This is a genomic window from Pseudoalteromonas sp. S2755 (assembly GCF_005886535.1).
Lineage (GTDB): Bacteria > Pseudomonadota > Gammaproteobacteria > Enterobacterales > Alteromonadaceae > Pseudoalteromonas.
The window spans coordinates 1-835 of sequence record NZ_PNDS01000213.1 but is presented as its reverse complement, the minus strand read 5'-3'; the positions used below and the strand labels follow the sequence as shown (position 1 = coordinate 835).

Here is an 835-nt window from a genome sequence, read left to right as displayed (position 1 = left end):
TGGCCGCTCGGGAACCCCTCCTAAACAACGGCGGTGATAATAACAAAGTTTTTTTCGAAGTAAAGAAAACTACTAAAGTTTTTCGGAAAAAGGCCGATAAATTCGTAATTAGCAAAATAATCGGTTGGAATACATGCAAGTTGATGGCGTTTTAATCAGTGAGTCGCAATTAGGGCCCGCATTAAATATCAGTGTTCATGAGACGCGCTCTGCCGATTTTGCCATGCTGTTATCTATGCTATCAACTGATGCACTAGACTTTAGCCAATTTCATCTACCAAAATCTGAAGCTGCCGCGAAAGATAGCTCAGAAGAAACACTAAAAAAGCAATTTGAAATAGGACCACAAAAGCCGCTTGCACCAAAAGAGTACAATATGCTTATTGGTCAGCATAATGCGCAGCTGGTATCTATGGGAGCGATGGCGACCTTGCGATTGCAAGAAAATTTAAATCCAGAACCTTTTGCTGCACGAAATGATAAAAAGCATATTCCACTCGACGTTGTAGAAAATTTGGAACCAGCGGTTAAAAGACGTTTGGCAAGTACGCAAGGTAAACTTGCCTTAGTCGCTGAAAAGGCAATGGATGCGGCTGGTTTCTATGATCAAATTGCAACGGGAGATATGCAGAGTATGTTACGTGCGACGGCGTAACAACATTAGCTGCTTTTACTCCTTTAAATTGAGCAAGTTTAAGACAAATAGCTATTAAACTTGTCATTTTACAACTGTTTGCTTCGTTACTAGACTGACATTAAACGCCACGCTTATCGTGCTTCATGTCTAATACCAATTGAATTAATTCTCTAATCAATTTGAAGGGTGAAATAGCAT

The 835-nt window shown here is 40.0% G+C and carries 1 protein-coding gene; it reads left to right on the top strand.

The features are described from left to right. Positions 1 to 133 precede the first annotated feature (133 nt). Positions 134 to 655, top strand: coding sequence for a VC2046/SO_2500 family protein (locus tag CWC03_RS22830; protein ID WP_138583795.1), 522 nt, complete (start codon positions 134 to 136; stop codon positions 653 to 655). Positions 656 to 835 lie beyond the last annotated feature (180 nt).

Excerpts from the sequence above, each read along its gene's own strand:
- CWC03_RS22830 (WP_138583795.1), top strand. The coding sequence starts at position 134 with ATGCAAGTTGATGGCGTTTTAATCAGTGAGTCGCAATTAGGGCCCGCA.